The organism is Campylobacter lari (assembly GCF_001017575.1).
GTDB classification, from domain to species: Bacteria; Campylobacterota; Campylobacteria; order Campylobacterales; family Campylobacteraceae; genus Campylobacter_D; species Campylobacter_D lari_C.
Map to the genome: position 1 here is coordinate 1,070,001 of NZ_CP011372.1, position 21,975 is coordinate 1,091,975.

At 29.5% G+C, this 21,975-nt stretch carries 26 protein-coding genes; 10 read left to right on the forward strand and 16 right to left on the reverse strand.

Features of this window, described 5'->3' with window-relative positions; translation table 11 throughout:
- From CD56_RS05615 to mnmG, 13 genes are all read right to left on the reverse strand, one after another.
- A complete protein-coding gene (locus CD56_RS05615) occupies nt 1-240 on the reverse strand; it encodes a twin-arginine translocase TatA/TatE family subunit (RefSeq protein WP_039618758.1) in 240 nt (79 codons plus the stop codon).
- Nucleotide 241: 1 nt separating this feature from the next.
- Nucleotides 242-856 (reverse strand): deoxyguanylate kinase / guanylate kinase, encoded by a 615-nt coding sequence (locus CD56_RS05620; RefSeq protein WP_039628617.1) that lies wholly within the window; start codon nt 854-856, stop codon nt 242-244.
- Nucleotides 853-2,544 (reverse strand): hypothetical protein, encoded by a 1,692-nt coding sequence (locus tag CD56_RS08330; protein WP_052768382.1) that lies wholly within the window; start codon nt 2,542-2,544, stop codon nt 853-855. The genes CD56_RS05620 and CD56_RS08330 overlap by 4 nt, the downstream gene beginning before the upstream one ends.
- Before the next feature lie 60 nt (nt 2,545-2,604).
- Nucleotides 2,605-3,375 carry a flagellar biosynthetic protein FliR gene (gene fliR, locus CD56_RS05630; RefSeq protein ID WP_047208453.1) on the reverse strand — a complete coding sequence of 257 codons (771 nt, stop codon included), beginning with the start codon at nt 3,373-3,375 and terminating at the stop codon, nt 2,605-2,607.
- Nucleotides 3,362-3,997, reverse strand: coding sequence for an ABC transporter ATP-binding protein (locus CD56_RS05635; protein WP_047208454.1), 636 nt, complete (start codon nt 3,995-3,997; stop codon nt 3,362-3,364). Before CD56_RS05635 ends, fliR begins: the two co-directional genes overlap by 14 nt.
- Nucleotides 3,998-3,999: 2 nt before the next feature.
- Nucleotides 4,000-5,076 carry a translation elongation factor Ts gene (gene tsf / locus CD56_RS05640; RefSeq protein WP_047208455.1) on the reverse strand — a complete coding sequence of 359 codons (1,077 nt, stop codon included), beginning with the start codon at nt 5,074-5,076 and terminating at the stop codon, nt 4,000-4,002.
- Nucleotides 5,076-5,861, reverse strand: coding sequence for a 30S ribosomal protein S2 (gene rpsB / locus CD56_RS05645; RefSeq protein WP_012661799.1), 786 nt, complete (start codon nt 5,859-5,861; stop codon nt 5,076-5,078). Before rpsB ends, tsf begins: the two co-directional genes overlap by 1 nt.
- 175 nt (nt 5,862-6,036) lie before the next feature.
- Nucleotides 6,037-7,164 (reverse strand): c-type cytochrome, encoded by a 1,128-nt coding sequence (locus CD56_RS05650; RefSeq protein WP_047208456.1) that lies wholly within the window; start codon nt 7,162-7,164, stop codon nt 6,037-6,039.
- 2 nt (nt 7,165-7,166) lie between these two features.
- On the reverse strand, nt 7,167-8,411 hold the full coding sequence (locus tag CD56_RS05655; protein ID WP_039618771.1) for a ubiquinol cytochrome c oxidoreductase, cytochrome b subunit: 1,245 nt from the start codon (nt 8,409-8,411) through the stop codon (nt 7,167-7,169).
- 1 nt (nt 8,412) lies between these two features.
- Nucleotides 8,413-8,916 (reverse strand): ubiquinol cytochrome c oxidoreductase, 2Fe-2S subunit, encoded by a 504-nt coding sequence (locus CD56_RS05660; protein WP_039618773.1) that lies wholly within the window; start codon nt 8,914-8,916, stop codon nt 8,413-8,415.
- A 141-nt stretch (nt 8,917-9,057) separates the two neighbouring features.
- Nucleotides 9,058-9,864 (reverse strand): DUF2262 domain-containing protein, encoded by an 807-nt coding sequence (locus CD56_RS05665; RefSeq protein ID WP_047208457.1) that lies wholly within the window; start codon nt 9,862-9,864, stop codon nt 9,058-9,060.
- A gap of 16 nt (nt 9,865-9,880) precedes the next feature.
- Complete coding sequence (locus CD56_RS05670) at nt 9,881-10,615, reverse strand: DUF2262 domain-containing protein (protein WP_047208458.1); 735 nt, start codon at nt 10,613-10,615, stop codon at nt 9,881-9,883.
- A 15-nt stretch (nt 10,616-10,630) separates the two neighbouring features.
- Complete coding sequence (mnmG, locus tag CD56_RS05675) at nt 10,631-12,481, reverse strand: tRNA uridine-5-carboxymethylaminomethyl(34) synthesis enzyme MnmG (protein ID WP_039626645.1); 1,851 nt, start codon at nt 12,479-12,481, stop codon at nt 10,631-10,633.
- A gap of 122 nt (nt 12,482-12,603) precedes the next feature.
- Here mnmG and ribE point away from each other — a divergent pair, with 122 nt between their 5' ends.
- The 3 genes from ribE to CD56_RS05690 are packed head-to-tail and all read left to right on the forward strand — an operon-like array spanning nt 12,604 to nt 14,052.
- Nucleotides 12,604-13,212, forward strand: a complete 609-nt coding sequence (gene ribE / locus CD56_RS05680) for a riboflavin synthase (RefSeq protein WP_039641917.1) — start codon at nt 12,604-12,606, stop codon at nt 13,210-13,212.
- The gene (gene pgeF, locus CD56_RS05685) at nt 13,176-13,844 is read left to right on the forward strand and encodes a peptidoglycan editing factor PgeF (RefSeq protein WP_047208459.1); all 669 of its coding nucleotides are present in this window, start codon (nt 13,176-13,178) and stop codon (nt 13,842-13,844) included. The genes ribE and pgeF overlap by 37 nt, the downstream gene beginning before the upstream one ends.
- A gap of 1 nt (nt 13,845) precedes the next feature.
- Nucleotides 13,846-14,052, forward strand: a complete 207-nt coding sequence (locus CD56_RS05690) for a hypothetical protein (protein ID WP_047208460.1) — start codon at nt 13,846-13,848, stop codon at nt 14,050-14,052.
- Nucleotides 14,053-14,054: 2 nt separating this feature from the next.
- Here CD56_RS05690 and CD56_RS05695 read toward each other — a convergent pair whose 3' ends face one another.
- Nucleotides 14,055-15,308 (reverse strand): sensor histidine kinase, encoded by a 1,254-nt coding sequence (locus tag CD56_RS05695; RefSeq protein WP_080956338.1) that lies wholly within the window; start codon nt 15,306-15,308, stop codon nt 14,055-14,057.
- Complete coding sequence (dccR, locus tag CD56_RS05700) at nt 15,271-15,936, reverse strand: two-component system response regulator DccR (protein ID WP_047208461.1); 666 nt, start codon at nt 15,934-15,936, stop codon at nt 15,271-15,273. The genes CD56_RS05695 and dccR overlap by 38 nt, the downstream gene beginning before the upstream one ends.
- A gap of 131 nt (nt 15,937-16,067) precedes the next feature.
- Here dccR and CD56_RS05705 point away from each other — a divergent pair, with 131 nt between their 5' ends.
- From CD56_RS05705 to CD56_RS05720, 4 genes are all read left to right on the forward strand, one after another.
- The gene (locus CD56_RS05705; protein WP_039618789.1) at nt 16,068-16,655 is read left to right on the forward strand and encodes a bacteriohemerythrin; all 588 of its coding nucleotides are present in this window, start codon (nt 16,068-16,070) and stop codon (nt 16,653-16,655) included.
- Nucleotides 16,656-16,732: 77 nt separating this feature from the next.
- The gene (locus tag CD56_RS05710; protein ID WP_047208462.1) at nt 16,733-17,296 is read left to right on the forward strand and encodes a bacteriohemerythrin; all 564 of its coding nucleotides are present in this window, start codon (nt 16,733-16,735) and stop codon (nt 17,294-17,296) included.
- A gap of 10 nt (nt 17,297-17,306) precedes the next feature.
- Entirely contained in the window at nt 17,307-17,528 is a 222-nt protein-coding gene (locus tag CD56_RS05715) for a ribbon-helix-helix protein, CopG family (RefSeq protein ID WP_047208463.1), read from the forward strand.
- A 248-nt stretch (nt 17,529-17,776) separates the two neighbouring features.
- Complete coding sequence (locus tag CD56_RS05720; RefSeq protein WP_047208060.1) at nt 17,777-18,991, forward strand: major outer membrane protein; 1,215 nt, start codon at nt 17,777-17,779, stop codon at nt 18,989-18,991.
- A gap of 23 nt (nt 18,992-19,014) precedes the next feature.
- Here CD56_RS05720 and CD56_RS08470 read toward each other — a convergent pair whose 3' ends face one another.
- Entirely contained in the window at nt 19,015-19,149 is a 135-nt protein-coding gene (locus CD56_RS08470) for a hypothetical protein (protein ID WP_265183175.1), read from the reverse strand.
- A 129-nt stretch (nt 19,150-19,278) separates the two neighbouring features.
- Here CD56_RS08470 and CD56_RS05725 point away from each other — a divergent pair, with 129 nt between their 5' ends.
- Genes CD56_RS05725 through CD56_RS05735 form a run of 3 tightly spaced genes read left to right on the forward strand, consistent with a single transcriptional unit; the run spans nt 19,279 to nt 21,973 of the window.
- Nucleotides 19,279-19,716, forward strand: a complete 438-nt coding sequence (locus CD56_RS05725; RefSeq protein WP_039618797.1) for a c-type cytochrome — start codon at nt 19,279-19,281, stop codon at nt 19,714-19,716.
- A 17-nt stretch (nt 19,717-19,733) separates the two neighbouring features.
- Nucleotides 19,734-20,846, forward strand: a complete 1,113-nt coding sequence (locus CD56_RS05730; RefSeq protein WP_039618799.1) for an ABC transporter substrate-binding protein — start codon at nt 19,734-19,736, stop codon at nt 20,844-20,846.
- An 11-nt stretch (nt 20,847-20,857) separates the two neighbouring features.
- A complete protein-coding gene (locus tag CD56_RS05735; protein ID WP_047208464.1) occupies nt 20,858-21,973 on the forward strand; it encodes an ABC transporter substrate-binding protein in 1,116 nt (371 codons plus the stop codon).
- Nucleotides 21,974-21,975 lie beyond the last annotated feature (2 nt).

Here is a 21,975-nt window from a genome sequence, read left to right on the forward strand (position 1 = left end):
TTAAGCTTTTTTTACTTCTTCATTGTTTTCTTTTACAAGCACATCTTTTTCATTGATTTTTTCAATTTTTTGTGCATCTTCTTGAACAATTTTTTTATCATCTTCTGTGTTCATTTCATCTTTAAAAGTTTTAATACCTTTTCCTAAGCCTTTAGCAAGCTCTGGAATTTTTTTTGCACCAAAAAGTAACACCACAATAAGTAATATAATCAACCATTGAGTTCCGCTTGGCATATGCATTTTATTCTCCTTTATTCCATTGAATTTGAATTTGTTTTAAATCATGTTTTGTACTTTTTAATTTTGAAGCTTCAAAAACTGCTTCTAACTCCCTATAGCTTTTTTCAAGATCATCATTTATGATTAAAAAATCATATCGATCCAAATAAGCCATTTCATCGCTAGCATTTTCTAATCTTTTGCTAATATCTTCTATTTTATCAGTATTTCGCTTAAGCAATCTTTTTTCAAGTTCTTTTTTATTTTTGGTTGTAATAAAGACAGAAGTAATATATTCAGGCATTTTTTCTTTAGCTATACAAAAACCTTGCACATCAATATCAAAAACAACACTTTTACCCTCTTGCAATGCTTTTTTTACGGGGATTAACGAAGTGCCATAATAATTTTTATGCACCAAAGCCCATTCTAAAAAATCGCCTTTTTCTATACCTTGTTTAAATTCTTCTTCACTGATAAAAAAATAATCTACTCCATTTTTTTCATTTTCTCTAGGAGCTCTTGTTGTACTTGAAATAGAAAAATAAATATTATCTTTTTCTTTAAAAAGCCTTTGAAGCAAGGTACTCTTCCCTGCTCCACTTGGTCCTGAGATAATTAAAATTTGACCACTCAATGTTTATCCTCATCAAAGCTTATATTAATGTTTATATTCATTTTCATGCCTTTTAGGGCTGCTTTTAAAGTATCATCAGTAATGCTTGAAGTAATAGTTTGAGCTATGCTTTTACTAAGTTCATTTACCATTTCATCTTCTTGTAAATTTTCTACTTTTCCTTCAACATTTATCTTGCTCTCTTCTTTCTTTTCTACAATAACTGGAGCAAGCTCTTCACCTAAAGCTAACATAATATCATTTTCATTTAAATTTGCAAACTCATCTTGTATATCATCTAAAATTGCGCCCATATTTTCCTCTATATTTTCCTCTATATTTTCCTCTATATTTTCCTCTATATTTTCCTCTATATTTTCCTCTATATTTTCCTCTATATTTTCCTCTATATTTTCCTCTATATTTTCCTCTATATTTTCCTCTATATTTTCCTCTATATTTTCCTCTATATTTTCCTCTATATTTTCCTCTATATCTAGAGCTTGTGCATTTTCATTATTACCTGTTTCTTGGGTATCAAAATCTTGCATCGTTTCCTCATCAAGATCGTTTAATTCTTCGTCAAGTTCATCAATAGCAGCTAGCTCTTCTTTGATTTTATCTTGAGTGCTTAATTCTTCTTCAGGCTCAAAATCCATAGCTTCATCTTCTAAAAGCTCTTCCACCAAAGGTTCATTTTCTTCTGCAATGCTATCATCATCTTTTATTTCACCAATAAATTGAGCATCCTCAGGCAAATCATCAAAACTCATCTCCTTTTCACCTATTTCTTCAACTATAGGCAATTCATCAAAAGAATCCAATTCAGCAGGATTTTCTTCTATATTTTCTTCTATATTTTCTTCTATATTTTCTTCTATATTTTCTTCTATATTTTCTTCTATATTTTCTTCTATATTTTCTTCTATATTTTCTTCTATATTTTCTTCTATATTTTCTTCTATATTTTCTTCTATATTTTCTTCTATATTTTCTTCTATATTTTCTTCTATATTTTCTTCTATATTTTCTTCTATATTTTCTTCTATATTTTCTTCTATATTTTCTTCTATATTTTCTTCTATATTTTCTTCTATATTTTCTTCTATATTTTCTTCTATATTTTCTTCATGTAAATCATCTAGCAACGCCAAATCATCTTCATCTTTTTTTTCAACCGCTAACACATCTGTTGTTTCAGGCATATTGTCAGCTTTTAATTCATCATCTAAATTCTCTTCAAAAAATTCTTCTTGCAAACTTAAATCATCTTCACTTAAACTCTCTTCATGCTCAGACAAGTCAATACCAGCTAAAAGTTCATTTCCATCTAAAGGCGTATCTTTATCAATTAAAATATCATCATCAAAATTTAATTCATCTTCTTCTAAAATATTATTTTTATCTTCATTTAAAGTTTTTTCACCACCTAAAAGCTCTATAAAGTCAGTTGGCAAAAAAGGTTTATATAAACATTCTACGCCTTCAACTTGCTCTTGATTTCTAGGTAATAAACAAATCAATCTATTACATTTGCTTTTTAAATCATCTAAATTAGCTTCAATATCATGATCTATGATAATAACATCATAAAATTCTCCAAGCTCCTCAGTATTTGTAATTTCTTCAAAATCATAACCTAATTTTTGAACCCCTAAACTGATTAGCTTTGAAACAGCCGTATTAGAATTTATCAGCAAAACCTTCATCTGTCATCTCCCAAAATTAAAGAAATATCTTATTTTAAAACATTTTTAATTATTTATTGCTTATATATTAAAAAATAATAATTCCATATGTTCAAAACTTTTCATTGTTAAATTTTTAAAATACTGCATCATAATAAGCAAAATAGCAATAAGCACTGCAAAAGATAAGAATATTTTAATAGGATACCCCACTACCAAAAGATTAAACTGAGGCATAGTTTTCATAAGCATGCCAAAAATCACATCTGATAATAAAGATATAGCCAAAACCGGAAAAGCCATAGAAAAACCAAGTACAAAAATATTTACCATGGCTTTATTTAAATAAAGCATTAAATTTTCATGCGGATAAAACCCACCTAAACTAATATATTCTAATGAATTAGATATAAAAAGCAAAACTAAATGATGTCCATCAAAGGCCAAAAATACAAGCAAAGCCAATAAATTTAAAACTTGTGATATGACAGGTGTGTTTGTGCCAGTTGTAGGATCCATAACACTAGCCATGGAAAATCCCATGGTAAAAGAAACCTGCTCACCTGCCATTTGCAAAACAGCAAAAGTCATTTGCAAAATCAACCCTGCCATCATACCAAAAAGTACTTCACTTAAAAGATATAAAATAAAAAAAGAATCTGGTGTATTACCTTCAAGCTTTGCTAAGGGATATAAAAACATTGTTAAAAATAAAGCTAAGGTTGTTTTTACCACCAAAGGTATGCTATTATGAGAAAAAAAAGGGAAAAAAACTATTAACCCACTCATTCTAGCAAACAAAAGCATGAAAATAACTACATTTTCATCGCCTAAATATTTAACAAATTCCATGATTATTTAAGCGAAAAACCTTGTCGCATTTTTTAGCAAGCTCTTGATCATGCGTAACAAAAATTAAAGCTGCATTGTTTTCTTTAATATAATCAATCAAAATATCCATTACATTTAAAGCATTTTTAAAATCTAAATTTCCAGTAGCTTCATCAGCAAAAATAATCTTTGGCCTTTTGCTTAAAACCCTAGCTATGCTTACTCTTTGCTGCTGTCCACCGCTTAGCTTTGTGATTTTTTGATTCATTAAATCTACAATATCAAGTTTTTTTAATAATTCATAATCAATATTCTGTCCACTTAAAACACTCGCAAGCTCTATATTCTCAAAAGCCAAAAAACCTTTAAATAAATAATGCATTTGAAAAATAATTCCAAAATCTTTTCTACGAATTTCTAGCAAAGCATCATCATTTAAACCGTATAAGTCTTGATTATTATAAAAAACTTTTCCTGATTGAGGTTTTAATAAGGTAGATAAAATATGCAAAAGAGTGGATTTACCACATCCACTACTTCCACATATTGCAATACAATCTTTTGCATTTACAGCAAAATTTAAATTTTCAAAAAGCGGAATATCAAAACTATGGCTTAAATTTTCCGCTTTTAAAAGTTCCATTTTTAACCAATTTGCGCAGCAACTTCAGCAGCAAAATCTTCGGTTTTCTTTTCTAGGCCTTCACCTACTTCAAAGCGAATAAATTCAACTATTTTAATAGTTCCACCTAGCTCTTTTTCTTTATCAGCAATTACTTGCTCGATAGTTTTTTTATCATCCATTACATAAAACTGACCCATTAAAGTAAGTCTGCTGTCAAGTTGAGAATTATCCGCAATAAAGCTATTTAACTTACCTGGGATAATATTAGGCCAAATTTTTTCTGGTTTTCCTTGTGCTTGAAGCTCAGCTTTAATAGCTTCTTCAGCTGCTTGAATTACCTCTTGAGTTAATTGTTTTCTACTTGCATATTTTGGAATTTTATGCTCTGGTTTATTAGGATCTTTTAATCTTCTTCTTTCTTCATTTTCTTTTTCCAACTCAGCAACTAAAGCTTTGTACTCATTTTCTACAAAATCCATATCAAGTTCTTCATAAGATAGATAACTTGGCTTCATTGCAGCAATATGCATACAAATATGCTTTAAAAATTCTCCACACTTGCTAGCTGTAGCTTCACTATCACAAGCTGCAGCAATAACCACACCAACACGACCATTAGTATGAATATAACCATTTACTATGCCATTAGCACCTGCTTTTAAAGTAGCAAATCTTCTAACAACTAAATTTTCACCAATAGTTGCAATTTGGCTTTTTAAATACTCTTCAAATTTAACACTGTTAATCTCACTTGAATGCAATTCTTCAACATTTTGAAGACTTTTAGCTTGAATATGTGCTGTTGTATCTTTTGTTAGAGCGATAAATTGTTCATTTTTAGCAACAAAATCAGTTTCTGAATTGATTTCACTTACAGTTGCACATTTAAAATCATCACTTACTTTTACACTTACTAAACCTTCAGCAGCTAAACGATCAGCTTTTTTATCAGCTTTTCCAAGTCCTTTTTCTCTTAAAAGCTGTACTGCTTTTTCAAAATCACCATCTGTATCTTTTAAAGCATTTTTACAATCCATCATACCTGCGCCAGTACTTTCGCGCAGTTCTTTTACCATTTGTGCAGTGATTTCAGCCATTATTCTTTATCTCCTTCAAAATCTTCTTCACTCATAGCTTCTTCTAAAACTTCTTTTTTTTCTTCTTCAGAGATTGGTTGTTCTTCATTTGCTTCACCATCTTGCTCTCTTAATGCTTTACCTTCATTGATTGCTTCAGCCATTTCTTGGCAGAAAAGTTGAACCGAACGAATTGCATCATCATTTCCTGGAATTGGGAAATCAACTAAGTCAGGATCGCAGTTTGTATCTAGCGGAGCAACTACAGGGATTTTTAATCTATTAGCTTCTTGTACTGCAATTTTTTCTTTAACGGTATCAATAACAAAAATCATATCAGGTTGAGTTTTCATATATCTAATACCACCAAGATATGCTAACAACTTTTCTTTTTTTCTAGTAAGCATTAATGCTTCTTTTTTAGTTAAAAGCTTAATGCTTCCATCTTCTTCCATTTTTTCTATAACTTCTAATTTTCTAATAGATTGGCGGATAGTTCCAAAGTTAGTCATCATACCACCAAGCCATCTGTGATTTACATAAGGCATACCGCATTTTTCAGCATATTCTTTAATCGCACCACCTGCTTGTTTTTTAGTACCAACAAATAAAATTGTCTTACCTTCTGCAGCAGCATCACGAACGATATTATATGTATATCTAAAGTATCTAAGTGTTTTTTGTAAATCAATTACATAAATACCTTTTCTTTCTCCAAAAATAAATTTTTTCATTTTTGGATTCCATCTTCTTGTTTGGTGTCCAAAGTGCACACCGCACTCTAATAAATCTCTCATGCTTACCATGAAATTCTCCTTATAAATAAAATAATTAGGTTTATTCCTCCGCATTCTTTAACCCATAAGCAACCTAATAAGGAAATTAATGCGTGTGAAATGAAAAAATATTATATCAAATTTTATTTTATATTTAGCTTATTATTGAAGAAAAAAGAACGCCACGAGGCGTTCTTTGGGTAAATTAGTGCAGTTTAGACCAAACTGATCTTTTCCAACCTATAGCAAAAATACTTAAGATAGCAAAGAATATCATAATATAAATTCCTGTTTGCTCTCTTTCTTCTTTTTTGCTATCACCAACTTTTTCAAGATAATTAATAACTTGAGTTTGTGCTTTTTCATTTAAGCCAACTCTTGGCATAGCAGTACCGTGAATTTTCTTTTGAGGTTCGTTAATGAAAATTTCAAGATAATGCGCACCTTTAGAACGAATCATCATAGATAAATCTGGAGGTGTCATGCCAAGATAATTTTTTAAATCACTCATATTTGAGCTTGAAACAAAGCCATCGTATTTTACATCATGACATCTTCCGCAAGCATTTTCAAACGTATGTTTATTTTTAGCAAAATCAAATTCTTTTGCAATTAAAGCCGTTTTTGCTTGCTCTGAAAGCTCTTGATTTTTAGCATATTTTTCTTCTAAATCAGCTTTTAATTTTGCATCAAATTCTTTTTCATATTCACTAGCTGTATTTTTAAAGAATGCAATTAAGTCTGCTAAATCTTGATTATCTTGTACTTCATCGCCACTTAAAGGATAAGCAGGCATTAAGAATGGATTTTCATCATTAAATTTATGTGAAATTTGCAAAGCTTTAACCGGATCAATGATAAGTGCGGTTAAAAATTTTTCATCATAAATAGCACCCGCATCACTTAAATCAGGAGGTGTTACACCTAAAGAAGAATCTGTGATAGTAGCAGGAATTCCAGCAGCTTTTACACCATGACATGCAATACAATTTCCTTCAAAAAGTTCTTTTCCTTTTTGCGCATTGCCTTTAGTAAAATCGATTTTTGCGATTTTTTCCCATAATTGCTTAGTAGCTTCTTCTTGGCTTTTAGCAAGCTCTAATGCTTTTTGAGCATTAGCTATAGCTTTTTCACTTCCTGAAGCATTAGCATCCATTGCTGCCTTTTCTTTTAAAGTAACTTCACCTTTGGTAAATTCTGCATCAGCTTTTGCAAAGTCAAAATTAACCGGAGTTGAAGGAGGATTCATCACTGAATGTGCATAAGGCTCAACACCCCAATAAACTAAACCTGTGAAAAAGACAACTACAAAAAATATTTTTAATTCTCTCATTATTAGCCCCTTTTTCTTTCCATGATAGTAATAATTGGTAAGACCACTAACAATAATAGTAAAAATACCATAGAAGCATAAAATCCTATCCAAGCATTAATTCCTGTTGGAGGAAGCTTTCCATAAACTGTTAATACAATTAAATCTATCAACAACACCCAAAACCATACAAAAAACATTGGTCTTTCGTGTGCTGGTTTTACAACATCACTTCTATCAAGCCAAGGCAATAAGAAGAAAATAATTTGTGCTATACCAAATGCCGCAAGACCTATATCAAAAGCTTTAATGCTTCCAACATCAAAGAAAAATCCTCTTAAAACTTCATAACTCCATAAGAAATACCACTCAGGATAAATATGAGGAGGTGTTTTTAAAGAATTTGCCGGGTCAAAGTTGATTGGATCCATTGCAAAATTAAATTTAAAACATACCAAATAAAAGAAGAAAATCATAAATAATGCAATGTACATAAAATCTTTAGCTAAAAATCCTGGCCAAAAAGGAATAACTTTAGAGCCTTTTGTATCACCTGCTAAATATTTTTCAGCTTCTAAATCAAAATCAATTTCTTCTGAAATTTCATTATTTACGTGAGGAATTCTTAAAGAATAAAAGTGGAATGCAATAATTGCCAAAATTACAATAGGTAATAAACATACATGTAGCATAAAAAATCTAGTTAAAGTTGGATCTGAAACCGCAAAATCCCCTCTTATCCAAATAACTAACGCATCGCCTATAAAAGGAATTCCGCCAAAAAGCTGAGTAATAACTTGAGCAGCCCAAAAGCTCATTTGTCCCCAAGGTAGCATATATCCACTAAATGCTTCTGCTGAAAATACAACAAATAAAAGCATACCACTAATCCAAATCATCTCGCGACCCTTTTTATAAGAGCCATAATAAATTCCTGTTAGCATGTGAATATATATGATTAAAAATACAACTGAAGCAGCCACACCATGCATATGACGCCAAAGCCAACCATACTCTACTTCTTGCATGATAGTTTTATTTACACTATCAAAAGCTAAAGCCACATCTGGCTTATAATACATTACCAAAAATAGACCTGAAATAAATAAAATAGCAAAAAGAGTAGTTAAAATAACACCCATCGCCCATAAAAAGTTAATTTGTTTTGGTATCCAATATTGAGCCATTAAAACATTAAAAAGCTTATTTACCGCTAGTCTTTGATCAAGCCAATCTACAATACCGTTTGCTTTTTTTATCTGTGCCATATTAAGCCTCCGCGATCATTTTTTTATATTCTGGACCTTCTTCGCCTAATACTAATTTTGTTCCATCAATTCTAAAAGGAGGAATATCCAAAGGTCTTGGAGGAGGACCAAATACATTTTTACCACTAGTGTCAAATTCACCACCATGGCAAGCACACTTAAATAATTTTTCGCTTGGAGCATAAGCTGGAATACAGCCTAAATGCGTACAAAGACCAATAACTACAGTATAAGCAACATCACCTACAACAACATCTCTATTGCTATCTTTTGCCATATCTGCATCTTTTTTTAAGATAAATATAGGCTTTTTACGCCATTCAATTGTTCTTAGCTCGCCCTCTTTCATACCAGAAAGATCCACAGTAGTAATACCTGCTGCTTTTACACTTGGGAGCGGATCCCATGTTTTTTTCATTGCAACTAATGAAAAAGCACCACCCACAGCAGCTACTGTTCCAAAGGCAAAGCCCATAAAGCTTCGTCTACTTTCAGATGTAGCCATTTTACTTCCTTTGTTTTGATTTGTATGTAAAACACAGCAGTTTATCTAAAAAATGATAAATTTTTTCTTTTGAAAAACATTTATATAAAATTTAATCTTTCATAGATAAAAATTAAAATTTTTTATATGCCAAAAATAAGATCAACCTGCTATATAAGCATCTTTAAAATTAAAATCAAAATCGCTTTCAACTATAACAACATGTCCCCAGAAAACATCACCATCATCAACATAAAAATCTATACCATTACTTTTTATACTAATAGATTCAAAAGTTAAAAGTTTTACAAATTGCTTTTCGTTGATTTTCTTTTTATCAGCATCTTCATTATAACTATTAGCTTCTTCTAATAATTGACTAGCAATATATTCTTTTATTTTTTTATCTAATTCCTTTTTATCTTCAAATATTTTTCTAAGTATTTGTATAGAATTTTCAATATTATCATTATTAAAGGTAACTTCAACTTTCTTTTTATCAACCCAATTAATATTATTTATAAATGTATTTAATCCCTTATCAAGCTCAAAAATTCCTAATACCTCATCTTTATAATATATAGGCTTTATATATTCATCTAGTATAGGTTTTAAATCTTCATCTTTATAATTATTTTCTATTAATTCAACAAGCAAAAATCTTTTATATAAAGCACTATCAAAATCTTTATGTTTTCTTACTTTTAATCTTACTATAGTTTTATTCTTGAATGTATCAAAATAATATTTAGTATCATCAGATTTTTGTTCAATTGATATATTTTCATTTTCTACTACTATATTATCAGCAAAATTTTTATATGCAATAGCCAAAATAGATACTTTATAATATTTTTCTTTATTAGGTACTTTTCCAGCTCCAACAGCATATTCTTTTAATACAAAGGCAATATCTAAAATTTCATCTTCAAACTGACTATTAAATTCTTTTATTTCTCTATCTTCCATGTTTATTACCCCTATTTTATCCAGCTAGTTTAACTTTTTTTAAATCAAAATTAAGACTACTTTCAACTATAATAACATGCCAGCCAAAAAGTCCTCTATCATCTATATAAAATTCTATAGTATCATTTGATATATCAATAGATTCAAAACTTAATGAATTTATAAATTCTTCTTTTGATAACTTTTTATCGTTTAGTTTACCCACTAATTGCCCGTAAGCATATTCTTTAACTTTTTTATCTAATTCATTTCTATTTTCAATTATTTTTCTTGCAGTTTTTATATAAGTTTGCTGTTTATTATCGTTATTAAAATGAATAAGAACTGTTATATTATTAATCCAACTAAAATCTTTTTCAAAAATATTTAATGATTTATTTAGTGTAAATTTTCCCAACACCTCATCTTTGTAATAAATAGGCTCTAAATAACTATTTAGAATATTCTGTAATTCCTCATCTTTGTAATTATTTTCAATTACATCAATAAACTCAAAGGTTTTGTTATTAATTTCTTTTACTTTTAATTTCATTATAGTTTTTTCTTTGAATGTTTGATGATAATAAGTCGTATCAGAATCAATTTTATTTATTAATATTTTATTTTCAATTATTTCATTGTTTTCTAAATTTTTATAAGCAATAACATCAGGAAGAAGAATTCTATAAAACTTGTCATCATAATATGTAGCAGCTACAGAGCCTTCGCCAAACACAGTAGCTACTTCAAAGACTTTATTTTTTACAGCCATTAAAATTTTTATTTATCATTTTTTCATTTTGATATAAATATGTAAAATATCCAAAGCAGCAGGAGTAATACCGCTAATTTGTGAAGCAGCAAAAATAGTTGGTGGATTAAATTTTTGCAGTTTTTCTACTACTTCATTACTCAATCCACTCACACTTTTAAAGTCAAAATTTTCAGGGATTTTCAAATCATTTAAATTTTTCATTTTTTCAATTTGTGCTTTTTGCATTGCAATATAATGATAATACTTTGCTTCATTTAAAATTTCATTCAAAGAATACTCATCCATATTTTTAAACATTTCATCTAAAGCTTTTAATTTTTCTATATTAAAACTAGCTCTTGCAACAATTTTTTGTAAACTCACTATTGAAGTGATCTTTTCTTCTTCAATACTTTGTAAAAATTCATTATTTTGATTACTTGGTGTCCATGTGGTTTGAAGTAAAAACTCAAGTCCTTTGCTAACATTTTGCTTTATATTATCAATATATGCATAATCTTCTTGGCTTAAAAGTTTAAAATTATATCCATATTCTCCAAGTCTTAAAATAGCATTTTCTTCTCTTAAGAGCAGTCTATACTCAGCTCTTGAAGTAAACATTCTATAAGGCTCTTTAGTGCCTTTCATCACCAAATCATCAATTAACACCCCTATATAGGCCTCATCACGCCTTAACACAAAAGGTTCTTTTTCATCAATTGCTAAAACCGCATTTACTCCTGCCATAAAACCTTGCGCAGCTGCTTCCTCATAACCAGTAGTTCCATTAATTTGCCCAGCACAATATAAATTTTTAATCTTTTTGGTTTCTAAAGTATGTTTTAGCTCTGTTGGATCAATATAATCATACTCTATAGCATAACCAAAACGCGTGATTTTAGCATTTTCAAAACCTTTTATACTTCTTAGCATTGCAATTTGTACTTCATAAGGTAAAGAAGTAGAAAAACCGTTAATATAATACTCTGTCGCATCTTTAGTTTGTGGCTCTATAAATAAATGATGACTTTCTTTATCACCAAAACGATTAATCTTATCTTCTATAGAAGGACAATATCTTGGTCCTATACCTTCAATTTGCCCTGTAAAAAGCGGAGCACGGTAAAAATTACTTTTTATAATCTCATGTGTTTTTAAATTTGTTCTTGCTATATAACATGGAAGTTGATTAGGCTTGAAATTTTTTGTTTTAAAACTAAAAGCTTTAGGGTTTTCATCTCCAGGTTGAATTTCTAAAACACTAAAATCAATACTTTTAGCATCAACCCTTGGACAAGTTCCTGTTTTTAATCTTCCTACTTTTAATCCACTTTGTTTTAAGTAATCTCCCAAATTTACAGACGCAAGCTCACCTACCCTACCTGCTTGAAGCTTGGTTTCACCTATATGGATAAGTCCGTTTAAAAAAGTTCCTGTTGTAAGTATGATTTTTTTGGCAAAATATGTATTTTCTAAATTAGTTTTAACGCCCTTAACTTCATCATTTTCTATAAGTAAAGACAAAGCTTGCTCTTGAGAAATTTCTAAATTTTCAAGTTTTAAAAGCTTATTTCTAGCACAAATTCTATAAGCATCCATGTCAATTTGCGCTCTACTTCCGCGCACTGCAACACCTTTGCTTTCATTTAAAATTCTAAATTGAATTCCAGCCTCATCGGTAATTTGCCCCATAAGTCCACCCATAGCATCAAGCTCTTTTACTAAATGTCCTTTTGCTAAACCACCTATGGCAGGATTACAACTTGCAGCACCAATTTGCTCGATTAAAGTAGTTAAAAGTAAAGTTTTTTTGCCCATTCTAGCAGCCCCGGCACTAGCCTCAACTCCAGCATGCCCGCCACCAATTACGATTATATCATACATATTTTGACCTCATTTTTATAAAAAGGCAAAAATTATATAATATTTTTTAAAATAAAACACTAAAAATATTTTTTGAAATTTAAAAGTTTTAGATAAAATCTCATAAAAATTAAAGGTATTGAATGTTTAATGGATTAATCCGCGAATTAGCCTTTGTTAAATCATATCAAAACAACACTTTAAGATTAAAAGCAAATTACAAACCAAAACTAGGCGATAGCATAGCAGTTAATGGTGCGTGTTTGAGCGTAACAAAACTTTTTGATGATGGTTTTAATCTTGAACTTTCTTATGAAACAAGAACCCACATAGCTATTGAAAATTTAAAAGATTACGTACATATTGAACCTGCACTAGCTTATGGCGATAGAATAGATGGACATTTAATGCAAGGGCATATTGATGGTATAGGTGAAATTACTAATATTTCTAAAAAAGAAAATGGAGTTGATTTTTATATTAAATGTCCTGATGATATACAAATTTATATGGCAAATAAAGCAAGTGTAGCTATAGATGGAGTGAGCTTGACTATCAATGAAGTTTTAAAAGATGGTATTCGCTTAACTATCATTCCTATAACCTTTAATGAAACCTTGTTTAAAAATTACACCATAGGAAGACGCGTTAATATAGAAAGTGATCTTTTAGCAAGATACATACACAGACAATTAAATTATAAAAAAGAAATTTCATGGCAACAAATAGACAAGATTGCATCACTTTATTAGAAAATGATTTTGTAAAAGCTTTTGTAGCCTTTGATCAAGATTATAATATTTTTAGAGCAAAAATTCATGATAATATTTTTCCTTGGGAAAATTCTATAAAAAAGTGTGTATTTTTAAATCAAATTCATTCTAATATCATCACTCATTATAATAAAGATTTTCACTTTAATGCTGATGGAATAATTAGCAATGAAAAAAATATAGCTTTGTGCATTTTAAGTGCTGATTGCTTGCCTTTGCTTTTATATGATGATAAAAATAAAGCCATAGCAGCTTTGCATTCAGGCAGAAAAGGATGTTTTGAAAATATCTTAAAAGAAGCTGTTTTAAAAATGCAAAAAAACTTTAACACTCAAACAAAGAATTTAAAACTCATCATTTCAGCAGGAATTTGTGCTAAAAATTATGAAATTAATGGCGATGTTTTAAACTATAGCAAAGAAAAATTTGCACCTTTTTTACATGAAAATAAGCTTGATTTAAAAGCATTAGTTAAATTTCAAGCAAAAGAATTAGGTATTAATGATATTTTTGATATCAATCTTTGCACCTTTGATGATGAGAGATTTTTTTCTTATAGAAAAAACCAAACTCCAAAGCGCATTGTTAGCGTGATTTATTTAAAGGATTAAAATGTATGAAGTAAAAAATTTGCTTGCTTTAAAAATTTTACAAAAGGCTAGAGAATTTGGCGATAATGACTTAAGCAACGAAGTTTTAATCACTCAAATGCTAAATCACACCCCACAAACTCTAACTCAAAACGATACTAAAAATTTAAATGAACTTATCACAACGCTTATAAATGCTAAAGAAAAAGCTAAAATGAGTAATAAATAATTTTAATTTTTCCAAGTTAAAATAAATTTTGTTCCTTTATTTAGCTCACTTTCTACTTTTATTTTTATATTATGCTCTTTACAAATTTTATCTACCAAAGAAAGCCCTATACCAAAACCACCTTGATTTTCATTAAATCTTGAATAACGTTCAAAAATATTAGCCAAATTTTCCTTTGCTATACCACAGCCACTATCTGCTATTATAAGTTTTTGCTCTAAAAGCGTTATTTTGATATGACCATTTTTTATATTATATTTTATAGCGTTATTAACAAGATTATCAAACATTTTAAAAAATTGCTCTTTATTAGCATAAATTTTTCCATCATTTTCTAAGCTAAGCTCTAAGTCGATATTTTTTTGCTCCAAAAATATCTTGAAATATTCCATTCTTTCTCTAATCAAGTCTTTTAAAAATATCCAATCTTTTTTAGCCTCATAAGCTTGAGAAAAATTTAAAAAAGTTAAATCTGAATACAAATGACTCAAAGTCAAAGCAGCTATTTTTACACGCTTTAAAGCCTTAATTTCTTCAAAATTCTTTTTTCTTTCCAAACTCTCTACACTCATTAATATCGCACTAATTGGCGTATTAATCTCATGAGTAGTGTCTTTTATAAAATTATTTAAAAATCTTATTCTCATTTCTAAAGGCTTGAGCGCAAATTTAAGGATTAAATACCCCATTATACTTACAAAAATCAAAGAAAAAACCATAGCCAAAGCTACTTTAAACCTTATAAATCCAAGCTCTTTAGAAATATCATCACCTTGTACTAAAACTCTCAAACGATTAACATCACCTAAGACCTCCAAAGCATCTTGTCCTTGAGTATTTGCAAGCAATAAATTATTTAAATTCACATCAGCTACATAAATTAGAGTGTTATTATTATAAATATTTGCATTATTGAGTTTAAAAAAAGTTGTTTGAGCAGGCAAGTCAAGATTAGAAAAATAAACTTTTGTTCTATCAAATATTGCAAATTTTATATTAGAAATTTGAGCAATTTTTCTAGCACCTTTTTCTATAGGCTCAAAACGTAATTTTTCCATTTGTAAAATTACAAAACGGTGTTCTTGTCTTAATTTTATACTATGCTCAGTTACTAATTCTTCTATTAACTTTGCATACCATACACCAAAAAGCACTATAAGAACACTTCCTATACTTACCAAGTATAAAGAAAGAATTTGCCATGCAACACGCTTGGCTTCATACATAGCAATACCCTCTTCCCCTTTGATTAACAATGCTATCTTTACCTAAAATTTTTCGTAAATTTTTTACATAAGCCCTTAAACTAAGTTCGCTTGGCTCTTGATCATACTCCCAAATTTCTTCAAAAATACAAGCAGTATCTATAAATTTACCTTTGTTTTTTAAAAGTAAAGATAAAAGCTTTAACTCTTTTAAAGGCAGGGTTAAAGGCTTGTCATCTTGGTATAAAGTTTGCGAAACAAAAGCAAATTTAAAACCATTTCCTAAGTCTTCATAATCTTCATTTTTATGAGCAAAAGAACGCTTTAAAATAGCATTAATTCTTATTTTTAACTCCTGCAATTCAAAAGGCTTTTTAATATAATCATCACAACCGCTTTCAAATCCCTTTTGTAAATCCATAGTAGTATTTAATGAAGTCATAAAAATAGCCGGAGTATATTTGCCAGCTTCTCTTAAATTTTTAAGCACACTAAAACCATCACCTTGTGGAACTTTTACATCTAAAATCCATAAATCAAAATTTTTCTCATAAGCTTTATCTTGCGCATCTTGAGCATTATCCACTAAAGTAACTACAAAACCTTCTTCTTCTAAAAACTCACTAACAATTTCTCCTAAATTAATATCATCTTCTAGCAAAAGAATTTGTGTGGCCATTTTTAACCTTTTTATTATATTTACTTAAAACATTATATTTTTTTTGTGTAAATTAAGTGTGAATTTAGCGGAGTTAAAGCCAAATATTTATAAAATATTAACCGTTTTATAATTTGTACTTAGGATTTGTTATGCTACCTGAATGGGATCAAAAATATAGTATCAATAATGTAAAAATCGATGCCCAGCACCAAAAACTCTTTGAACTTGCTGCTAGAGTTGAAGAAATTTCTGATAGACCAATCTATCAAGTAGAACTTAAAAAACTCATTGCTGAATTTTTTAATTATATTAAAATTCATTTTCAAGATGAAGAAAACTATATGGCTGAGATTAATTATCCCTATTTAAACCAACACAAACTTATGCATAAGCAAATCACCAGCTCAATGATAAAACTCATACAAAGCATAAAAAGCACTAATGACTTAAAAGAAAAATTATATATAGTGGTTAATTCATGGCTTATAGAACATATTATTCAGCATGATATGATGATAGAACACTGGAGACAAAGCACACAAGTAAAAAATTCTTCAGACACTTTCGAAGAAGAAAAACCAAAACCAAAAAAATTTTTATATCAATGTCAATGTGAAGGAAAAACTCACAAAGTCCCTTATGATATTCATTTAAAAATGCAATATTCTAAAGTACAATTTAAATGCAAAGAATGCTCTGCTAATTTAATTTTATGCAAAGAAAAAACTGAAATTTAACAAAAATTAATCATAGTTTAAAATATTGTAAATTATAATGCCTGCAAAACTCTGCCAAATATAAACAAGGAGTTAACATGCTACCAAAATGGTGTGATAAATACAGTATTCACAATAATGAAATCGACAAACAGCACAAAAAACTTTTTGAACTCGCTGCTAATGTTGAGATGATTTCAGATAAACCCATTCATAAAGGACAAATCAAATTTTTACTTGCAGATTTTTTTAACTATATGAAAGAACATTTCGCTGAAGAAGAAAAATATATGGCAAAAATAGGCTATCCTGAACTTGCTAATCATCAAAAAATTCACAAAAGCATTATTCAATCTATGATAGATTTAATTCAAAATATCAAAAGCACTAATGATTTAAAAGAAAAACTCAATATCATCGCATCAAAATGGCTATTAGAGCATATCTTAAGAGAAGATATGAAAATAGAAAAATGGCATCAAACACAGTTAAACAAAAAAGACAATGAAACAACTTCAGAAGATTTGCAAGAATTTTATGAGTATATTTGCTCATGTGCTGATAAAATCCATAAAGTGCCTTGCGAAATTCATCAAAAAATTCAAAAAACGAATGCAAGTTATAAGTGCAAAACTTGCCAAGAAGCAATAAGACTAAAATAAAGGCTACACAATGAATAAAAGATACACCTTAACCCTTTCAGAAGAACTTTATGAACGCTTAAGTCAAACTGCGAAATTTTCTAAAAAGAAAAAAGCTGAAATTTTACGCAATGCTTTAGAAAATTATCTTGATGAAATGGAAGATTTTGCTCCAGCTATAGAAGCTTTAGAAGATCTAAAAGATGGAGATAGTGAAAAATTAGATAGTATTATCAAAAAATTAAAATGCTAACTCCCTCAGTTTCCATACATTAACTATCAAAGAGCATAATTACATTTGTAAAAGCAAACATTCATAGATAACTCCTTAGTTTTTAAAGATCTAGTTTCAAACTAGATCTTTAAAGATATATCTATCTACTTATATTAATACTATATAATCTAATATATTTTATATTGTTTTTATTTACTTTAAGAATTCTTATATAAAACTATGCTATAATACAAGCCATAGTTTTAATTTTAATAAGGAGAATTCTCATGAAACTAGTTAAACTTAGTTTAGTAGCAGCTTTAGCTGCAGGTGCTTTTTCAGCAGCTAACGCTGTTTCACTTGAAGAAGCTATAAAAGATGTTGATGTATCAGGAATGTTCAGATACAGATTTGAATCTGATAGACAAGAAATTGGTAATGCAGTTCAAGCGGAAGGTTATAACAACACCAAAGAAAACAAACACAGATTTAAATCTCAATTAAACTTCAAAGCAGCTTTAGATGATAACTTTAAAGCTTTTGTTCAATTCCAATACAGCACAAATGAAGCTGGCTTTGGTACAGGTAATCAAACAGTTACAAATAAAACTTTCAATGTTCAACAAGCTTACTTAGAATACACTAACGAAGCTTACGCTACAAATGTAACTTTCGGTAAAATGGAAGTTGGCTCTATTTGGACTGATGACTTAGTAGGAACAGGAGCTAAAGTAGTAAACACTTCTATTGAAGGTTTAACTTTCGCAGGTTATTGGTTTGATAGCTTTAATGCTGAAGATGATGGTGATACTGCAATTGAAGATGGAATCAATATGGCTAAATCTTCACTATATGGTGCTGCTGTATTAGGTGATTTTGATCCATTTGCATTCCAATTATGGGCAGCTTACTCAAATAATTATGCATTCTTATATGCAATAGATGCTAGCTATAAATTTGCATTTAATGATGCTAATTTCAAAATCCAAGGTCAATATCTAGGAAATAGTGTTGATAGCGATACAGAAAAACGCTTAAATGCAGACAATAGTAACTTCTACGCTGCTCAAATCCAAGCAAATATTTCAGCATTTGATTTCCAAGCTGGTGTAGTTGGTTATGGTGAAAAAGACAAAAATACTATTGTTGTATTAGAAGATAAAGGTAGAGTGATTGCTCCAGGTGAACAAATTTTCTATTCTGATGGTAGTAAATTAACTGGAGATATGGGTGAAAACTTCTTCTATTTTGCAGGTTTAGGTTATACTTTTGCTGAAACTGTAAGAGTAGGATTTGACTATATCGGTGGTAAAACTGAATATGCAGCAGGTATCCCTGATACAGATAAAAACGAATACATAGCAAGAGTATCTTATAAATACAGCCCAAAACTTACATTTAGTGGCTTCTATTCTTACTTAACTGAAGATAATCATAATGGTGTAAAAGATCAGGATGCTGACGATCAATTCATCAGACTTGAAGCTCTATATAAATTCTAATTATAAAAGCTAAGCCAAAAGGCTTAGCTTACTATATCTAAAATTATCTCTTCTTTTAATCCTTGTATTTTAATTTCTTTTATTTTTAAATCATTAGGTAAGTTTTCAAGCAAAGCTTCTTTACTATGTATATTTTTATTTGCTAATATTCTTAACATTTTACCCCTATAAGCTTTTGCAAAATGGCTTAAAGTTTTGGAATTTTTTAAAAAAGTGAGAGTGGAGTAAAATTGTTTATTTTTTTTAGATATAATCGAGCTTTATTTATATTTAAAAAAGGCATATTTATGTTACGCTTGTTTATTGTAAGTATTTTATTTGTCAATTCACTATTAGCTTTTAATGTAAAATCTTTATTTACTTATACTTTTAATGATAACATTAGCTATGACTTAGAAAAAGCTAAAGAAATTTATTTTAAAAACAAATGCAATACTTGCCATGGAGAAAATGGAGAAAAAAATTCTTATGGTAAAAGAGCCATTAAAGACTTAAGCCCAGAAGAGATCAAAGGCGCTTTAAAAGACTATGCTAATGGATATTTCAAAAATCAATCAAGCGATAATATTCAAATGAGTTTGTATGCTAAAAAATTAAGTGATAGTGATATGAATCACATTATTGCTTATTTGAAAGGACAAAATTTTTCTATAGAGCTTAATCAAAAAGATCTTTTAGAAGAAGAGCCTGCACCAAAAACCAAGCACAATACATTTTTAAAATAACAAAAAAAGGAGTTTTCATGAAAAAAAATCTACTGCTAGCTAGCTTACTTTGTGCTAGTTCAATTTATGCCGCAGAAGTAAAAATAGGCATTGTTTTACCACTTACTGGTACTTTGGCAGCTTATGGCAATGATGTATATGAGGGTATTAAACTAGCTAATACTTTAAATCCAAATTTAAAAAATGGAGATAGTGTTAAAATCATAGCTATTGACACAAAAGGCGATAAAATAGAAGCAGCAAATGCTACTACTAGACTTATCTCTCAAGATAAAGTTTTAGGCCTTATAGGCGAAGCTGTTACACCAAATACTATGCAAGTTTTATCTATAGCTGAAGAAAGAAAAATTCCTGCTATAGCTCCAGTTGCATCAGGTGATAAACTTTTAGATAAAAAAAGCTATGCTAGCAGAGTTTGCTTTATGGATAGTTTTCAAGGAGATAAATTTGCTAACTATGCCTATAAAGATTTAAATTTAAAAAGCGTGGTTGTGATAGTTGATCAAAGCAATGTATATTCATTAGGTTTGGCAAGAGCTTTTGAAAAAGAATTTAAACAAAATGGTGGAAAAGTACTTAAAAAACTAACTATTTCTTCAGGCGATAAGGACTTTAAAGCTATTGTTTCACAACTTAAAAGTATCAACCCTGATTTTGTTTATATGCCAATTTATCACCCAGAAGCTGCTTTAATAGCAAGACAAGCAAAAGCAGTTGGCTTTAACAAGCTTTTAAGTGCAGGCGATGGAGTAAATAATAAAACCTTTATCGAGCTTGGCGGTGATGCTGTAAATGGAGTAATCTTTACCGATAGTTTTGATTATAATAATCCTCCGACAACTCTTTCTAAAAAATTTATTGAAGCTTATGAAAAAGATCATGGCACAAAAGAACTTCCAGCATTTTCTGCTATGGGAGCTGATGCATATTATGTAATGGTAAATGCAATGAATGAATGTGCGAATAATCTTAACGCACAATGCATTAATGAAAAAATTCATTCAACAAATAATTTTGAAGGCGTAGGTGGAGTTATAAGCATAGACGCTAGTGGCAATGCAAGTCGTTCTGTAGTTATAAAAGAAATACAAGAACAAAAACAAGTTTATAAAACTATTATCAATCCTTGAAAGGTTAAACTATGAAAAAAATTAGCATAGCTATATTGTCTATCATAGCTAGTAATATCATACAAGCAAAAGAAATTAACATCGGCGTAGTTTTACCTCTAACAGGCTCTACTGCAGCTTATGGGCAAAGTGCTTTAGATGGAGTGAAAATTGCAAATTCTATGAAAAACACTTTAAGCAATGGAGATAAAGTAAATTTAGTAGTAGTTGATACAAAAGGCGATAAAATAGAAAGTGCAAATGCTAGTGCAAGACTAGTTTCACAAAACAAAGCGTATGCACTAATTGGAGAAATGCTAACAGCTAATACTTTGCAAGTGATAAGAATTGGTGAGGAAAAAAAGATCCCAGTGGTTGCTCCTGCAGCTACTGCTGATAAAATTTTAAATAAAAAATTATACGCTAGCAGAGTTTGTTTTATGGATAGCTTTCAAGGCTCATCTTTAGCTAATTATGTAAAAAATAAGCTAAATTACACCAAAGCTGTGATAATTAGCGATCAAAGTGCGGATTATTCTTTAGGTTTAACTAGAGCCTTTGAAAAAGAATTTAGCAAACAAGGTGGAAAAATTTTAGATAAATTTAGAATTACAGCAGGCGATAAAGACTTCAAAGCTATTCTTTCACAAATTAAAAATTTAAAACCTGATTTTATTTATCTTCCGGTATATTACACCGAGGCTTCTTTGTTTGCACGCCAAGCAAAAGCAATGGGTATAAATATCCCTATGGGTTCAGCAGATGGGGTGGCTGATGAAACTTTTATTAATCTAGCTCAAGAAGCAGCTGAAGGATATTTATTTACCGATAGCTTTGATTATCACAATCCCCCAACACAACTTTCAAAAGACTTTATATTAGCTTATGAAAAAGAAAAACAAAGTAAAGAAGTTCCAAATTTCACAGCTATGGGTGCAGATGCGTATTTTGTGATTTTTGAAGCTATGCAAAAATGTATTAATGATTTTAACAGTGAATGTATCAACAACAATATCCACACTACTTCAAAATTTGAAGGTGTTAGTGGAGTAATTAGCATTGATAAAACAGGTAATGCTACGCGTTCAATTGTTATAAAATCAATAGAAAATCAAAAGCAAATTTATAAAGATACGATTTTTCCGTAAAT

Coding starts and splice junctions, on each gene's coding strand:
- CD56_RS05665 (WP_047208457.1), bottom strand. CDS start 9,864: ATGGAAGATAGAGAAATAAAAGAATTTAATAGTCAGTTTGAAGATGAA.
- dccR (WP_047208461.1), bottom strand. CDS start 15,936: ATGGCCACACAAATTCTTTTGCTAGAAGATGATATTAATTTAGGAGAA.
- CD56_RS05660 (WP_039618773.1), bottom strand. CDS start 8,916: ATGGCTACATCTGAAAGTAGACGAAGCTTTATGGGCTTTGCCTTTGGA.
- CD56_RS05670 (WP_047208458.1), bottom strand. CDS start 10,615: ATGGCTGTAAAAAATAAAGTCTTTGAAGTAGCTACTGTGTTTGGCGAA.
- CD56_RS05735 (WP_047208464.1), top strand. CDS start 20,858: ATGAAAAAAATTAGCATAGCTATATTGTCTATCATAGCTAGTAATATC.
- rpsB (WP_012661799.1), bottom strand. CDS start 5,861: ATGGTAAGCATGAGAGATTTATTAGAGTGCGGTGTGCACTTTGGACAC.
- CD56_RS05715 (WP_047208463.1), top strand. CDS start 17,307: ATGAATAAAAGATACACCTTAACCCTTTCAGAAGAACTTTATGAACGC.
- CD56_RS05655 (WP_039618771.1), bottom strand. CDS start 8,411: ATGGCACAGATAAAAAAAGCAAACGGTATTGTAGATTGGCTTGATCAA.
- pgeF (WP_047208459.1), top strand. CDS start 13,176: ATGGCAACAAATAGACAAGATTGCATCACTTTATTAGAAAATGATTTT.
- CD56_RS05705 (WP_039618789.1), top strand. CDS start 16,068: ATGCTACCTGAATGGGATCAAAAATATAGTATCAATAATGTAAAAATC.
- mnmG (WP_039626645.1), bottom strand. CDS start 12,481: ATGTATGATATAATCGTAATTGGTGGCGGGCATGCTGGAGTTGAGGCT.
- CD56_RS08330 (WP_052768382.1), bottom strand. CDS start 2,544: ATGAAGGTTTTGCTGATAAATTCTAATACGGCTGTTTCAAAGCTAATC.
- ribE (WP_039641917.1), top strand. CDS start 12,604: ATGTTTAATGGATTAATCCGCGAATTAGCCTTTGTTAAATCATATCAA.
- CD56_RS05650 (WP_047208456.1), bottom strand. CDS start 7,164: ATGAGAGAATTAAAAATATTTTTTGTAGTTGTCTTTTTCACAGGTTTA.
- tsf (WP_047208455.1), bottom strand. CDS start 5,076: ATGGCTGAAATCACTGCACAAATGGTAAAAGAACTGCGCGAAAGTACT.
- fliR (WP_047208453.1), bottom strand. CDS start 3,375: ATGGAATTTGTTAAATATTTAGGCGATGAAAATGTAGTTATTTTCATG.
- CD56_RS05690 (WP_047208460.1), top strand. CDS start 13,846: ATGTATGAAGTAAAAAATTTGCTTGCTTTAAAAATTTTACAAAAGGCT.
- CD56_RS08470 (WP_265183175.1), bottom strand. CDS start 19,149: ATGTTAAGAATATTAGCAAATAAAAATATACATAGTAAAGAAGCTTTG.
- CD56_RS05725 (WP_039618797.1), top strand. CDS start 19,279: ATGTTACGCTTGTTTATTGTAAGTATTTTATTTGTCAATTCACTATTA.
- CD56_RS05720 (WP_047208060.1), top strand. CDS start 17,777: ATGAAACTAGTTAAACTTAGTTTAGTAGCAGCTTTAGCTGCAGGTGCT.
- CD56_RS05730 (WP_039618799.1), top strand. CDS start 19,734: ATGAAAAAAAATCTACTGCTAGCTAGCTTACTTTGTGCTAGTTCAATT.
- CD56_RS05710 (WP_047208462.1), top strand. CDS start 16,733: ATGCTACCAAAATGGTGTGATAAATACAGTATTCACAATAATGAAATC.
- CD56_RS05635 (WP_047208454.1), bottom strand. CDS start 3,997: ATGGAACTTTTAAAAGCGGAAAATTTAAGCCATAGTTTTGATATTCCG.
- CD56_RS05615 (WP_039618758.1), bottom strand. CDS start 240: ATGCATATGCCAAGCGGAACTCAATGGTTGATTATATTACTTATTGTG.